The organism is Ruegeria sp. D7, from assembly GCF_056534355.1.
This window is the reverse complement of record NZ_JBQFPG010000010.1, coordinates 87,873-100,962: the sequence shown is the minus strand read 5'-3', so window position 1 is coordinate 100,962 and position 13,090 is coordinate 87,873. Positions and strand designations below refer to the sequence as shown.

The following is a 13,090-nucleotide window of genomic DNA, read 5'->3' as shown; positions in this document are numbered from 1 at the left end:
TCCATTACTCCGCCGGGGTTTCAGAGGCACCGGGTTCAATCACCTCTTTCCGGGGCACCCAGATCGAGTAGATGAACAGCAGCGCACCAAGGACCACGACCACACCAGAGCCAAGACGCATCCAGTAGAAGATCGCGATCTGGTCCTGCACGTCCATGAAGTAGTCACCGACCACACGTTGCATGTGAGTCTGCACGGTACCACCGAAGGTCAGGACGAAGGTCATGAAGACCATGCCGCTGGTCATAAGCCAGAACGAGCCCATGTTCAGAACCTGATTGTAGGGATCACGGTTCTTCAGGATCGGCATCGCATAGCTGAAGATCGCCAGGTTGAGGCAGACATAAGCACCGTAGAAAGCCAGGTGACCGTGGGCTGCGGTAATCTGCGTGCCATGGGTATAGTAGTTCACCCCGTGCAGCGTGTGCAGGAAGCCCCAGACACCGGCACCGAAGAAGGCAAGCGTTGCACAGCCCAGTGACCACAGCAGAGCAGCCTTGTTAGGGTGGTCACGACGGCCCTTCCAGACCATGACGAAGGCAAAGGCCATCATCGCGAAGAACGGGATCACCTCGAGGCTTGAGAAGATCGAACCGATCCACTGCCAATAGCCGGGTGTACCGATCCAATAGTAGTGGTGACCTGTCCCAAGGATGCCCGAGAACAGCGCGGCGGCGACGATGACATAGAGCCATTTCTCGACCACCTCACGGTCAACGCCCGTAAGCTTCAGCATCAGGTAGGCCAGGATCGAGGCCATGATCAGCTCCCATACGCCTTCGACCCATAGGTGGACGACATACCACCAGTATTGCTTGTCGAGCGACAGGTTGCCCGGGTTGTAGAAAGCAAACAGGAACAGAAGCGCCAGACCCCAGAGGCCCAGAACAAGGATGCTCGAAATCGCCGTCTTCTTGCCCTTCAGAACGGTCAGTGACACGTTGTAAAGGAACATCAGCGCGGCCACGACGATGCCCGCCTTGACCCATTTGGGTTGTTCAAGGAACTCGCGCCCCTCTTTGCCCAGCAGCCAGTTGCCTTCGAACAGGTTGAAGACATAGGTCACGACCACGCCCAGCGTACCAACCACAAGAATAATCAACTGCAGATAGGCCAGCTTGGTCGAATGGATCTCGCGCTCGGTCTCTTCGGGGATCAGGAAGTAGGCCGCACCGAAGAAGCCCAGCAGCAGCCAGACGATCAGAGAGTTGGTGTGCAGCATCCGTACGATATTGAACGGCAGAAGCTCACTCAGGAAGTTCGGGAATACATAGATGAAACCGGCCAGCAGGCCGCCGATTACCTGTACCGCGAACAGGGCCATCGCTACTGCGAAGTAGGCGTAGGCGATTTTTTGGGATTCGTATTTCATTGCTCCGTTCCCTTTCTCAGCCTGCCTCGTTGGGCGGCCAGCCCTGCGCATCGATGTTGTCCGTCCAGATCAAGAAGTTGGTCAGATCGCGGATCTCTTCGTCGCTGAGGTTGAAATTGGGCATCTGCCGACGACCGGGAATGCCGGTCGGCTGCGCCTCCATCCAGCCCTTGAGCGCTTCAAAGGCCGATTCCGGGTCGTCCAGCACACCCCAGCGGGTCATCACATTCCCGACTTCCGGCGCGTAGTAGGCGCCCTCGCCCAGGATCGTGTGACAGTTGATGCAGGCATGTTTTTCCCAGACATGTTTGCCCCGAACCACACTGTCATCAAGCTTCGCCGAATTCTCGGAGTTGACGATGTACCAGTGCGAGTGGGCCGACAGGGCCAGGAAGATGAGGATGAAGAACAGTGACCCGCCATAGAATATGTTGCGAGCCATGCTCTTTGTCATGACTTCTCGCATTGCGCTCTCCTTTGCGCAGATTAGCTAGTCTGATGACAATGGCGGGTGGGTCGCAGGGCTGCCTTAACGAAAGTCAAGCATGCCAAAGTAAGCGCGGAATTGGACACCTGTGGTCATAATTGCGTCAGTATCACTAAAATGCCCTCAGATTGCCTTGAAAAATAGTACTTAGAACAGCATGTTTCCGGACGTTCGAACAGTTGAAGCGAGCGTTCTCGATATATTGGTGAATAGAGGTGCGTAGATGGCACCTGAAGCGTGGTGGTTAAAGAATGGCGAACTACTCATACATCGGATACGCACCCGGCGTCATTACGGTGAATACAATTGGGCCTGATACGATCACCCTGGACGCAAGCTATGACCCCGCGACGGACCGAAGGGTATTCAATGTTGAGGACGAGGCCGGTGGTTTCATTCGAAATGGGTTTGGCCCGCCAGTTCCCGATACCGGGGATGTTTTCAACGGCGACAGATTCAACAACGAAAATGGCGACGACGATACACAGATCGGAACGGTAACAAACCTTGATGGTTCGACAACGTTTCTGAGCGGCGACATCTATCTGGAAGAATCCTACATTCTGACGAATCCCGGCGGTGGGACAATCACTGTGTACCTTGTCGAGGTTGAAGGAACCAACGCTGGCTACATAACCTCTGAGCCCCTAGATCCCGGGGTGACGTATTCGATGAGCGTCGTCAACGTTACACCGAGCAACGCACCGGACACGACTGACCCCGGTTCCATCGTTGATGTTCCTTGTTTCTCCGCCGGAACGCTTATCGCGACACCTGATGGTGATGTCGCGATAGAAACGCTTTCCGCTGGTGACAAGGTTGTCACCTTGGATCATGGACCACAACCAATTCGCTGGATCGGCGCGCGCGCTCTGGATAGGTCTGAATTTGCGCTCAATCCCAAGCTGCGCCCGATCCGAATCACAGCGGGCAGCCTGGGAAGCAACCTGCCGCGACGTGATCTGTTGGTCTCGCCGCAGCATCGCATGTTGATCCGTTCGAGTATCGCCGTTCGCATGTTCGACAGCGAGGAGGTTCTGGTCCCAGCCCATAAGCTGGTCGGCATACATGGCATAACCGTCGACGAGACAGCTCAGGGCGTGGTGTATTTCCATATTCTGTTCGACCGGCATGAGATCGTGCTTGCGGAAGGCGCGCCGTCAGAAAGCCTATTCACAGGCAAGCAAGCCTTGAAAGGAATACAGCCCGAGGCGCTGGCCGAAATTGTTGCGCTCTTCCCAGAGTTAGCTTTGCCAGACCATCAACCAATCGCAGCCCGCCAGATTCCAAAACGCGGAAGACAAATCCATACTTTGCTGCAACGGCATATTAAAAATGACAGGGCGTTGCTCCGACCTTCTTAATCTAAGAACCGTTGCTCAGGCCGCTAGACGTGGCCCGGTCAACGCGGGCCACATCGCAACCAGATACAAGACGATGGCGCAGATCCACAGCCCATCTGAGGCCAGCATCGCAACCAGATATCCCTGGTCAAACGCCGACCCGACCCAGCGCAAAACTGCGGCTGCCGCCATCAAACCGTAAGCGATCGCCATGGGTGGCGAGGCCACGAGGGCACGGCCACTATGGCCGAGGGCGGCCCGACTCATCACGGCAAGGGTCATGCCGCCGACGCAACCAATGCCCAAAATATGCAGCGCCCCGATCTCGCTGCCGAACCCCAGCACTGCCAGCCCCCACAGGATCAGGCCCAGCGCCAGCATGCCCAGCCCCAGATGCAACGCGATCAGGATCGGCTGCCGCAGTGCCCAGCGTGCGCGCCAACGTGCCATGCGCAGGATCTGAGCAACGCCAAGCATCAGCGCGATAGCGCCTGATACAGGTCCGATTCCAAAGACGAGCACGCTCAGCGGCAGTGACAGTGCAAGCCCCATGGCGGCTTTATCAAACGCTCCTACCGAAATAGGCCAGTTGGATTCGGGCTCTCCCGCGCGTTTCATCGCATTTCGGGTGAAAGCTGGCGTAATGCGCCCACCAAGTATCGCGATTAGGCTACAGAGCGTCAGCAACCCCGTCCGCAATCCGATGTCCAGCGTATCGCTGGTCACACCGATCCACTCTAAATGGGTTAACAAGTTGGCAATCCAGATCGCACTGAGCAGCAAAAGGAATACCATGTTCTGCGGTTTGGGGCGTCGGATCAGCTGAGTAGCAATCTTTGCCGCCAGAATTGGAACAAAGACCAGATCGAACACAGCGACCAGAACAGGCGGCAGCGCACCGGAGAACCACATCGCTACCCGCCCGGCCAACCAGAGACCTGCAGCCAGCATGATGAACCGGGCGCGCGCCTCTGGGGTCCCGGTCCAGTTGGGAACAGCCGTCAGAAAGAACCCGCCCAGAGCTGCTGTGGCATAGCCAAAGATCATCTCATGCGCGTGCCACATTGGGGGACTCATGGAATAGGTTGGGTCTTCGTATCCGACCAACCCGGTCTGCGTCATCAACCAAAAACCCCACGCGCCTCCCGCGAACAGACCAAAAAGTCCGGCGGACAGGAAAAAGATGCGAAACCCCTCGCCCAATACGCGCGCGATCACTGCCGACATGCCTGTTCTCCTCGGCCTCAATGGCTGTTGGAACAGGTTTAGCAAGGCCGACCAGTGATGGACTTAACCGAAATCAAGCATCCGAAAAACATGTCCCTGAAACTCAGGTTTTCCCTTTGTTTTATGGCTCATTATAGCCCGTCAATTTCCAATTTGCGCGCGTTCCGTTGACTTTCGTCAAGGATGACAAACGCGTGATGTTTCACCCTAGGACCTGCCTCACCAGCAAATGGAGAGTGATCATGTCACTTGGAATCAGCTACAACAGAACTGGCCGCGCCTTAGGGGTCGGTTTGGCAATGTTGCTGGGCAGCGTCGCTGCGCCAGTCTTTGCCGAAGAGCCAACCCTGAGCAAGGAAGCCTTTGAATCATCAAAACAACTTTACTTTGAGCGCTGCGCCGGTTGTCACGGTGTGTTGCGCAAAGGGGCAACCGGCAAAAGCCTTGAGCCTCTGGTTGAAACGAAGAATGACGATGGTACCGTAACCGAGTCTGGCACCCTGAAACTGGGGCAGGAGCGACTGGAAAAAATCATCGCATGGGGCACCGAAGGCGGGATGAACAACTTCTCGGACGTGATGTCCGAAGAAGAAATCCGCGATATGGCGACCTACATCCAGATGGAGCCGCCCCAACCGCCGGAAATGTCGCTTGAACAGATGATGGCGACCCGCAAGGTCTATGTCGAACCCGAAGATTACCCGACCGAGCCGCTGCATGGCCGCAACTGGGAAAACTTCTTTGTCGTCATCGAACGTGACGTGGGCAAAGTGGCCGTGATCGACGGCGACACCAAAGAGGTGCTGGCGCATATCCCGACCGGTTACGCCGTGCACGTCCTGAAAGCGTCCGAGCACCATAAACTGGAAGAACCCGAAAATCCGGGCCGCTTCTGGTACACCATGGGCCGCGACGGGAAGATGACCAAGATCGACCTGTGGCAGAACCCCGAGAACATGCTGGTTGCCGAGGTTACCATTGGTTATGACGCGCGCGACGTGGCGGTATCGGGTGACGGTAAATACGTCATCGGTGGCGCCTACTGGCCCCCTCATTTCGCCATCGTCGACGCCGAAACCATGGAGCCGAAAAAGGTTGTCTCGACCCGGGGTTACAACGTGGACGGGGATTATGTGGAAGAGGCCCGCGTGGCCGCCATCTACACCACCCCGAACGAGCCCACATGGATCGTGGCCGTCAAGGAGCTCGGTCAGCTTTGGCAGGTGGACTACTCCGATCTGGACAACCTGCGGATCGACAAGATCGACAGCGCAAAGTTCCTGCATGACGGGTTCTTTGATCCGACCGGCCGTTATTTCCAGATCGCCGCTAACGCGTCGAACAAGATGGTCGTGGTCGATACCGAGACTCACAAGCTGGAAGCTATGATCGATACCGCGCCGCTGCCGCACCCCGGCCCGGGCGCCAACTGGGATGACCCGAATTGCGGTCCTGTTGCCGGTACGACCCACTTGGGCGAAGGCACGGTTACCGTTTGGGGCAACGACCCCGAAGGCCGCCCGGACGATGCCTGGAAGGTCTGCTACGAGGTGGAAACCGACGGACCCGGTCTGTTCATCCGGACCCATCCGAACTCGGACTACATCTGGGCCGACCAGACCAAGCACCCCGAGCCTGAGATCCAGCAATCGGTGCAGGTCATCGACAAGGCAACCGGTGAGATCGTGAAAACGATCCAGATCACAGAAGAGGAAGGCAACGTCGCCGTCCACTTCGAGTTCAACCAAGACGGATCCGAGGTCTGGGTGTCCAAGTGGAACCGCTCGACCTCGAAAGAGCCAAATGGTGAGATCGTGATCTTCGACGCCAAGACGCTGGAAGAGATCGGCCGCGTGAAAGGACTGTTTGCACCCACCGGCAAGTTCAACGTCTACAACCGTTCGAACCACGTCACCTGACGGGTTTTGTACTCAGCACCGGAAAGGGCGGGCCCCTCGCCCGCCCTTTCCTCGTTTGACTCATCAGCCAAATCCACAGGCCTGACATCCAGGGCCAGAAAAAGAAGCCAAAACGGAGACCGGATATGACCTCCGAACCGGAAAAGAAAAAACCAATCTGGCGCCGGTATTTCCTGTGGGGAATGCCCGTGGCCGGGATCGCTGCGGCCTTTGCCGCCGGCATCATCTTCTGGGGCGGGTTCAACACCGCTATGGAAGCTACCAACACCAAGGAATTCTGCGTTTCGTGCCACGAGATGCGAGATTTCGTTTACGAAGAATACACCGGCACAATCCACGACGTGAACCGTTCGGGCGTAGGCGCGGTCTGTTCCGACTGTCACGTGCCCAAGGATTGGACTCACAAGATCATCCGCAAGATCAAGGCGTCCAAAGAACTGTATGGCAAGGTGGTCGGCACCATAAACACGCGCGAAAAGTTTGAAGCCAAGCGCGTACATCTGGCTATGAACGAATGGGAGCGGATGAAATCCACGGACTCGCGCGAGTGCCGCAACTGCCATGACTTCGAGTCGATGATGCCCGAGTTCCAGAAACCCCGCGCCCGTCAGCAGCACCTAAACGCGATGACCGTCGGTCAGACCTGTATTGACTGCCACAAGGGGATTGCGCACTCGGACGCCCGCGACCGGGCCGACGAAGAGTATCTGGAAAAGCTTGAAGCGCCGAACCCAGATTTCATTCGCGAAATCCCGGCCGAATACCTGGCAAGTCTCGAACGCATCGAAGCCAAGGAAGCTGCCGATGCCGAGGCTGAGAAAGCCGCGCGTGTAGCCCAGCAAGAGGCCGTACAGGCCCAGATCGCAGCAGCGGTTGACGCAGCCGTCGCGGAAGAGCGTGCCAAAGCTTCTGGCGAAGATGCCGCAGCCCCGGCAGGTGGCGGCAGCGATGTTGGCACAAATATCGATTGGGCCGCAGTCCCCGGTGCAGATATGAAACTGTTCTATCCCGGTCAGGCCTCGTTTGAATGGGTTCAGAACGGCAGATCCCACGGCGGAGCACGTCCTTTGACCAAGGGCGGAGACAAGTGCACCACCTGTCACGCTGCCGAACTGGACGCGATCGGCAACAAGATCGTGGCCGGTGGGGATCTGGAACCAACCCCGATCCCGGGCAAACGCGGCGTGATAGACGCCACCGTTCAAGCCGCGCATGATGATGAGACCCTGTATATCCGTCTGCAATGGCCGGATGCGGGCCACAACCCCGCCCCCTTTGTCGATGGCGGCAAGATGGACCCGGACAACCAGATCAAGGTGGCCATGATGATCACCGGCACTGGGATTGAGCTGGGCGATCAGGTCGGCTGCTGGGCCTCGTGCCACGCGGACAACTCCTATATGCCCTTTGATCCGGGTGCCGATGCGATTGCCGCAAACGGCGATGTCTCGGGTTGGCTGAGCACGCAGGACACTGTGACCAAATACATCAGCGAAAGCCGCACCGAGGTCGAGATCAAAGGCCGCCGCGGTAAGGCGCTGGGTGGCTGGGACAAGCTGCAGGCCGCCGATCAGATCGAGCAGTATCTGGCCGATGGCACCTATCTGGATCTGATGCGCGTCTACGCGGACGGCAGCGCCACCAACGGCTATCTGCTGGAACAGCGCGTGGTCAATGACGGTGAGATCGCCGCCTCGGCCAGCCTTGATGCAGGTATGTGGACCGTGGTCTTCACGCGCCCATTGAACTCGGGCGCAGCTGGTGACGTGCCGCTGGAGGCCGGTCAGACCTATACGGTGGGCTTTGCCATCCACGATGACTTTGCCGCCGCACGGTTCCACCACGTGACGCTGGATACCAGCCTGGCATTGGACGACGACAATGCCTTCATCAACGTCGTCAAACAATAAGGAAGAGGGGCCGGGCAATCCGGCCCCTTCCGCTTAAAAGAGGAGACTTGGACAATGAAACCCCAACACCTTCTCCCTGCGCTGCTGCTTCTGGCCGCGCCCGCATGGGCAGAGGACACCGCCGCGCTGTGTGCCGAAGCCGAAGAGCGCTATGTCGAGCTGTTCGGTCAGCCCTCCTCCGCCGTTGAGGATGCCGATGTGGTGCTGATGTACAAATACACGTTCTGCCCAGCCGAGCTAACCGTGAAACCGGGCACAACCGTGCGCTGGGTGAATGTCGATAAGCGCACCAGTCACTCGGTCCTACTGAAAGACGGCAGCGAGCCCGAAAGCGATCGTTTGTTTCCTGAGGAGACGGTTGACCTGACCTTCCTCACCCCGGGTCCGCAGGACTATCTGTGTGGCCCACATTGGGAGACACAGAACATGATCGGCATGATCACCGTCGAACCCTGAGCCGAGGCAATCATACAGGCAAGCCGAAAGGAGCGCGGGGCAATTCCCGCGCTCCTTAACTTTAGTCAAGGAGGTTCCTTTCCGATTACGCCAGTCTGGCCGCATGACACGCCCGGCTCACCCAGCAACGTCCCCTGATCGCGCAGGAATTCCGGGCTCCGAAGACATTCAGACCAAGCGAGTTTGCACATGAGCGGTAAGGTTTTTCTGATTGGCGCAGGCCCCGGTGACCCCGAACTGATGACCCTGCGCGCGCTGCGGATGCTGCAAGAGGCGGACGTGGTGGTCTATGACCGTCTGGTCTCGGCCGATATCCTCAATCTGCACGCTGATGGCGCACGGCTGATCCCGGTTGGGAAGGCCCCCAAGTGTCATACCGTGCCGCAGGATCGCATCAACGAAATCCTCGTCGAGGAAGCCAGCGCCGGTCACACCGTTGCTCGCCTTAAGGGCGGCGATCCGATGATCTTCGGACGCGGCTCGGAAGAGGCCGCGCACCTGATGGCAAACGGCATCCCAGTCGAATACGCGCCGGGCATTACCGCAGCGCAGGGGGCATCCTGTTCGACAGGTGTGCCGCTGACCCATCGCGGGTTGGCGACATCGGTGCAATATGTCACCGGGCACCGACAGGCCGACAAGGTGCTGGATCTGGATTGGAAACGTCTGGCCGACCCGGACTCGACCTTAGTCGTCTATATGGGCGTCGCCAATATCGGCCAGATCGCCATGGGACTGATGACCGAGAACCTGCCCGGCTCAACTCCGGTTTTGGCGGTTGGCAAAGCGACCACACCTGATGAGCGCCGGATGGTATCCCGGCTGGATCGGCTGGCCGCTGATGTGCGCAAGGCCGGGCTAAAGGCGCCCACGCTGTTCATCATCGGCAAGGTAGTTTCACTTTATGCAGAACGGCCTGTGGCCGACCTTTTGGAGCAGGCGCATGGCTAAGTTCGGTTCCGGAAGGCCGGCACAGCAACCGGCTGTGAGAGGACGCAAAGGATGGGCAGCACGTGCTGTTCTCACTTCCGCAGTGCTTGTTGCCACCACGGCCTTCGCTGCTGACACGCTTGACCCCAACGCACTGAAACGCCTTGTCCATCAGGATTGCGGCTCATGCCATGGGTTATCGCTGAAAGGCGGCCTCGGCCCCGATCTGCGGTCCAAAACACTGGAACACTACGATGCCGAGGTACTGACCGGCGTGATCCTCGACGGCATCCCCGACACCGCGATGCCCCCATGGCGGCCCTTGATCAGCGAAGAAGAGGCCGAATGGATCGCCCGTTACCTGCTGGCACAGGAGGCACAATGAAACAGCTCATCCTTACCCTCGCCGCCACCCTTATGATGACCACCGCCCAGGCTGAACCCACGGCGACCGGCGACCTAGGACTTGTGATCGAACGCGCCAAGGGCTCGGTTCTTCTGGTGGACCAATCCGACCGCGCAGCGCTGGCGCGGATCGAAGGTCTGGGCGATCTGTCCCATGCCTCGCTGGTCTATTCACCCGATGAACGCTTTGCCTATGTATTTGGACGAGACGGCGGCCTGACTAAGGTGGATATCGTCACCCGCCAGATCGTGAACCGGGTCGTGCAGGCGGGCAACGCCATTGGCGGTGCCATTTCGGATGACGGCGAGCTGGTCGCTGTATCGAATTATGAACCTGGCGGTGTGCGCGTCTTCGATGCGGACACGCTAGAGATGGTCGCGGACATTCCTACCGACAGCAAAACCATCGGATTGGTCGATGCACCCGGCCGCCGGTTTGTTTTTACCATGTGGGACACGGGCGAGACCTGGATTGCTGATTTCTCCAACGGCGCACCCGCGATCACCAAGATCCCCGACATGGGCAAGAATCCTTACGACGCGCTGATCACCGCAAATGGCCGCACCTATATCACCGGCTTGTTTGGCGAGGATGGCCTGACCGCGCTGGACCTTTGGGCCGAGACGCCCGAACCCATCCGCGTGCTGCCCAACTATGGGCGCGGGCAAGAGGAGATGCCGGTCTACAAGATGCCTCACCTCGAAGGCTGGGCGCTGACCGGGCGCGAATTTGTGCTGCCCGCCGTCGGCCATCACGAGGTGCTGTGGATCGACGCCGACACTCTGACCGAAACCGGACGTACGCAGACCCATGGTCAGCCGGTCTTTGCCATGGCCCGTCCTGACGGGCGGCAGGTTTGGGTGAACTTTGCCCACCCTCTGAACGACACCATTCAGGTTATTGATTCTGTGACCAAGGAGATCATTCACGAATTCAAACCCGGCCCTGCCGTACTGCATATGGAGTTCACTCCGCGAGGGCATGAGGTCTGGATCAGCGTGCGCGACGCCAACAAAGTAATGGTCTACGACACGCAAACGTTTGAAAAACTGCGCGAGATCGACGCCGACAGCCCATCCGGCATTTTCTTCACCGCTCGGGCGCACAGAATGGGGCTTTGACATGCAACACATCACCGATCCCATCGACCGCCGTTTGCTGGACGAGTTTCAGCGCGACTTTCCGATAACAGAGCGTCCGTTTCAGGTGTTGGCGTCTTTGCTAGGGCTGGACGAAGCCGAGGTGATTGATCGCCTTACTCGCATGCAGGCCACCGGGCGGATTACACGCGTGGGTGCCACCATCGCTCCGGGCGCGGTTTCGGCCAGCACCTTGGCCGCTGTTGCGGCCCCCGAACATCGGTTGGAAGAGATTGCAGCCCTGATCGACGCCGAACCGGGCGTGAACCACAACTACCAGCGGGAGGATGACTGGAACCTCTGGTTCGTCGCAACCGGCCCGGATCGCACCCATGTCGATGACACCCTTGCACGGATATCGCAGCGTTCCGGACTGCGGGTTCTGGACCTGCGCCTCGTACGTCCATTCAACGTCGATTTGGGCTTTCGTATGTCGGGAAAAACACGCAATGTTCCTGGCCTTCGTAAGGTGGATCGCTCAGCCATGCAGACCGGAGATCGCGAGTTGCTGCAGGCGCTCAGCTCGGGCCTGACCCTGACTGAGATTCCTTATGCCGCATTGGCACAAACGCTGGGCAGAGATGATTCCGACGTAATGGGGCGTATCGAAGCGCTGCAAACAGCAGGTATAATCTCTCGTCTCGGGGTTATCGTGCGCCACCGGGCGCTCGGCTGGTCAGCCAATGCGATGGTTGTTTGGGACATGCCGCCCGAACAGGTGGACACGGCTGGACCGGCGCTGGCGGCCTATCCCGGCGTGACGCTGTGCTATGAGCGCAACCCGGTCAAGGATGTCTGGCCCTATCGCCTCTATTCCATGATCCATGCACGCTCGCGCCCCGAAGCGATGGAGGTTCTGGCCGCAGCCGCCGCTCTGCCCGAACTGGCAGGCGCACGGAACAAAGTGCTGTTCTCGACCCGTTGTTTCAAACAGACCGGCGCGTTGATCCAACCGAAAGAGGCCGCAGCATGATTATGGACGCAACCGACCGCGCAATCCTGAACCGGATGCAGGATGACCTGCCGCTGACCGCGCATCCCTTTGCCAGTGTAGCCAAGGAACTTGGGATTGCCGAAGACGAACTCCTAACCCGTCTCGCACGAATGAAAGAGCAGCGGATCATCACACGTTTCGGCCCGTTTATCGACGCCGCTGCAATGGGTGGAGCGTTCTGCCTGTGCGCCATGGCAGTGCCAGAGGATGAATTCGATACCGTCCTGACCAAAGTCAATGCGCACGCCGAGGTTGCCCATAATTATGAGCGTACGCACCGGCTGAACATGTGGTTCGTGCTGGCCACCGAAACGCCTGAGGGGATCGAAGCCGCCGCTGATGCGATCGAACGGGAAACGGAGATCGAAGTTCTCCGTTTCCCCAAACTACAGGAATTTTTCATCGGCTTCCGGGTGGCAGCATGATCGACGTTCAGGATAGAGAGATTATCGAAGCGCTGCAAAGCGGTCTGCCGCTTGTGCCTGCGCCTTACGCAGCCGTTGCCGAAACGCTTGGGTTGGACGAGGATGCCCTTTTGTATCGTCTGGCAGAGCTGAAATCCCATGGTGTTATCCGCCGCATCGCCGCCGCTCCGAACCACTACAAGCTGGGGATGACGGCAAACGGGATGACTGTTTGGGATGTAGACGACAGCCAGATTGCGGAATTGGGCACTCAGATCGGGGGGCTGCCCTTTGTCACCCACTGCTACGAACGTCCCCGCGCCCTGCCCGATTGGCCATATAACCTGTTCGCCATGGTCCACGGTTCTGACCGGGACGAGGTCGAGGAAAAACGCGCCGAGATCACCGCAATTTTGGGTGGTGCCTGCCGGGCCAAGGACATCCTCTATTCCACGCGCATCCTGAAGAAGACAGGGCTGCGGTTGAAAAAGAAAGGCTGAGAC

At 58.5% G+C, this 13,090-nt stretch carries 13 protein-coding genes; 10 read left to right on the top strand and 3 right to left on the bottom strand.

Annotated features, from left to right (window positions below; translation table 11 throughout):
- Window positions 1-4: 4 nt before the first annotated feature.
- The gene (locus ACRZ9U_RS14735; RefSeq protein WP_170398155.1) at window positions 5-1,372 is read right to left on the bottom strand and encodes a cbb3-type cytochrome c oxidase subunit I; all 1,368 of its coding nucleotides are present in this window, start codon (window positions 1,370-1,372) and stop codon (window positions 5-7) included.
- Window positions 1,373-1,388: 16 nt separating this feature from the next.
- Window positions 1,389-1,838 carry a c-type cytochrome gene (locus ACRZ9U_RS14730; protein ID WP_170398152.1) on the bottom strand — a complete coding sequence of 150 codons (450 nt, stop codon included), beginning with the start codon at window positions 1,836-1,838 and terminating at the stop codon, window positions 1,389-1,391.
- A gap of 272 nt (window positions 1,839-2,110) precedes the next feature.
- Here ACRZ9U_RS14730 and ACRZ9U_RS14725 point away from each other — a divergent pair, with 272 nt between their 5' ends.
- Window positions 2,111-3,223: a Hint domain-containing protein gene (locus ACRZ9U_RS14725; RefSeq protein WP_480571899.1), complete on the top strand. Its 1,113-nt coding sequence runs from the start codon at window positions 2,111-2,113 to the stop codon at window positions 3,221-3,223.
- A gap of 15 nt (window positions 3,224-3,238) precedes the next feature.
- Here the strand turns inward: ACRZ9U_RS14725 and ACRZ9U_RS14720 are convergent, their stop codons facing one another.
- Window positions 3,239-4,429 (bottom strand): NnrS family protein, encoded by a 1,191-nt coding sequence (locus ACRZ9U_RS14720; RefSeq protein ID WP_170408098.1) that lies wholly within the window; start codon window positions 4,427-4,429, stop codon window positions 3,239-3,241.
- Window positions 4,430-4,671: 242 nt separating this feature from the next.
- On the opposite strand from ACRZ9U_RS14720, the gene ACRZ9U_RS14715 reads away from it, so the two are divergent.
- From ACRZ9U_RS14715 to ahbB (ACRZ9U_RS14675), 9 genes are all read left to right on the top strand, one after another.
- A complete protein-coding gene (locus ACRZ9U_RS14715; RefSeq protein ID WP_170398146.1) occupies window positions 4,672-6,348 on the top strand; it encodes a cytochrome D1 domain-containing protein in 1,677 nt (558 codons plus the stop codon).
- Between the two features lie 125 nt (window positions 6,349-6,473).
- Window positions 6,474-8,258: a NapC/NirT family cytochrome c gene (locus ACRZ9U_RS14710; protein WP_170408096.1), complete on the top strand. Its 1,785-nt coding sequence runs from the start codon at window positions 6,474-6,476 to the stop codon at window positions 8,256-8,258.
- Window positions 8,259-8,312: 54 nt separating this feature from the next.
- Window positions 8,313-8,714, top strand: coding sequence for a plastocyanin/azurin family copper-binding protein (locus ACRZ9U_RS14705; protein WP_170408094.1), 402 nt, complete (start codon window positions 8,313-8,315; stop codon window positions 8,712-8,714).
- 189 nt (window positions 8,715-8,903) lie between these two features.
- The gene (gene cobA, locus ACRZ9U_RS14700; RefSeq protein ID WP_170408092.1) at window positions 8,904-9,665 is read left to right on the top strand and encodes a uroporphyrinogen-III C-methyltransferase; all 762 of its coding nucleotides are present in this window, start codon (window positions 8,904-8,906) and stop codon (window positions 9,663-9,665) included.
- Entirely contained in the window at window positions 9,658-10,029 is a 372-nt protein-coding gene (locus tag ACRZ9U_RS14695) for a c-type cytochrome (protein ID WP_480454391.1), read from the top strand. The genes cobA and ACRZ9U_RS14695 overlap by 8 nt, the downstream gene beginning before the upstream one ends.
- Window positions 10,026-11,171, top strand: a complete 1,146-nt coding sequence (locus ACRZ9U_RS14690; protein WP_170408090.1) for a cytochrome D1 domain-containing protein — start codon at window positions 10,026-10,028, stop codon at window positions 11,169-11,171. The genes ACRZ9U_RS14695 and ACRZ9U_RS14690 overlap by 4 nt, the downstream gene beginning before the upstream one ends.
- Window position 11,172: 1 nt before the next feature.
- Complete coding sequence (ahbB, locus tag ACRZ9U_RS14685) at window positions 11,173-12,162, top strand: siroheme decarboxylase subunit beta (protein WP_170408088.1); 990 nt, start codon at window positions 11,173-11,175, stop codon at window positions 12,160-12,162.
- A complete protein-coding gene (locus ACRZ9U_RS14680; protein ID WP_170408085.1) occupies window positions 12,159-12,608 on the top strand; it encodes an AsnC family transcriptional regulator in 450 nt (149 codons plus the stop codon). The genes ahbB (ACRZ9U_RS14685) and ACRZ9U_RS14680 overlap by 4 nt, the downstream gene beginning before the upstream one ends.
- Window positions 12,605-13,087, top strand: coding sequence for a siroheme decarboxylase subunit beta (ahbB, locus tag ACRZ9U_RS14675; protein ID WP_170408083.1), 483 nt, complete (start codon window positions 12,605-12,607; stop codon window positions 13,085-13,087). The genes ACRZ9U_RS14680 and ahbB (ACRZ9U_RS14675) overlap by 4 nt, the downstream gene beginning before the upstream one ends.
- The last annotated feature ends 3 nt before the right edge of the window (window positions 13,088-13,090 follow it).

Excerpts from the sequence above, each read along its gene's own strand:
- ACRZ9U_RS14710 (WP_170408096.1), top strand. The coding sequence starts at position 6,474 with ATGACCTCCGAACCGGAAAAGAAAAAACCAATCTGGCGCCGGTATTTC.
- ACRZ9U_RS14705 (WP_170408094.1), top strand. The coding sequence starts at position 8,313 with ATGAAACCCCAACACCTTCTCCCTGCGCTGCTGCTTCTGGCCGCGCCC.
- cobA (WP_170408092.1), top strand. The coding sequence starts at position 8,904 with ATGAGCGGTAAGGTTTTTCTGATTGGCGCAGGCCCCGGTGACCCCGAA.
- ACRZ9U_RS14680 (WP_170408085.1), top strand. The coding sequence starts at position 12,159 with ATGATTATGGACGCAACCGACCGCGCAATCCTGAACCGGATGCAGGAT.
- ahbB (WP_170408083.1), top strand. The coding sequence starts at position 12,605 with ATGATCGACGTTCAGGATAGAGAGATTATCGAAGCGCTGCAAAGCGGT.
- ACRZ9U_RS14695 (WP_480454391.1), top strand. The coding sequence starts at position 9,658 with ATGGCTAAGTTCGGTTCCGGAAGGCCGGCACAGCAACCGGCTGTGAGA.
- ACRZ9U_RS14720 (WP_170408098.1), bottom strand. The coding sequence starts at position 4,429 with ATGTCGGCAGTGATCGCGCGCGTATTGGGCGAGGGGTTTCGCATCTTT.
- ACRZ9U_RS14725 (WP_480571899.1), top strand. The coding sequence starts at position 2,111 with ATGGCGAACTACTCATACATCGGATACGCACCCGGCGTCATTACGGTG.
- ACRZ9U_RS14735 (WP_170398155.1), bottom strand. The coding sequence starts at position 1,372 with ATGAAATACGAATCCCAAAAAATCGCCTACGCCTACTTCGCAGTAGCG.
- ACRZ9U_RS14730 (WP_170398152.1), bottom strand. The coding sequence starts at position 1,838 with ATGCGAGAAGTCATGACAAAGAGCATGGCTCGCAACATATTCTATGGC.
- ACRZ9U_RS14715 (WP_170398146.1), top strand. The coding sequence starts at position 4,672 with ATGTCACTTGGAATCAGCTACAACAGAACTGGCCGCGCCTTAGGGGTC.
- ahbB (WP_170408088.1), top strand. The coding sequence starts at position 11,173 with ATGCAACACATCACCGATCCCATCGACCGCCGTTTGCTGGACGAGTTT.
- ACRZ9U_RS14690 (WP_170408090.1), top strand. The coding sequence starts at position 10,026 with ATGAAACAGCTCATCCTTACCCTCGCCGCCACCCTTATGATGACCACC.